Below are 480 nucleotides of genomic sequence, written 5' to 3'. Positions count from 1 at the left end.
GCTCATCGGGAAAACGATCCACTGGATCGTTTTCTGATACTCTTCGCTCTCGTCGAACCCGGGAAACCGGCGCTGGTACTTGCCGATCAGCTGCGGATCGAAGGTCGAGGCCCGATCGCGCGGGACCGACAGGTCCACCGACCCCGTATCCGTCAGCACCGTCTTGCGGCCGTAGCCGTTGCGGCGGTTGCCGCTCTCGTCCCCGGCCAGATGGTGCTCCATCTCCGCCTTCAATACACGTTCCGCCAGCGCCTTCTTTAGCTGGTCAAGCAGGCCGTTCTGGTCAAACGCCGCTTTCGCATCGCCGCTGGCCAGCAACTGGTCCAGAAGAGTATCGGGGATAATCGGGTCCTTGCGTCGTGCCATCGTGAAGCTCCTTTCGCATCACTATGGCCCACCTGAACTGGCCCCCGTTTGGCCGGACAGTCAGGCCTAGCCTGGGAGGCCTGGGGATATCCCTGAGCATGTGCTTATGCCTGA

General features: G+C 61.7%; 1 protein-coding gene. It reads right to left on the bottom strand.

The window, feature by feature from the left end:
- Positions 1-366, bottom strand: a 366-nt coding sequence (locus ACM9LZ_RS26005) for a transposase (protein WP_416622397.1), incomplete at its 3' end; no start/stop codon positions are given.
- Between the last annotated feature and the right edge of the window lie 114 nt (positions 367-480).

Origin of the sequence: Niveispirillum fermenti (assembly GCF_048066175.1) — a bacterium.
In the GTDB taxonomy this organism is placed as follows: Bacteria; Pseudomonadota; Alphaproteobacteria; order Azospirillales; family Azospirillaceae; genus Niveispirillum; species Niveispirillum fermenti.
Note: the sequence above shows the minus strand (reverse complement) of the source record. Positions and strands in the feature narration are given on the sequence as shown.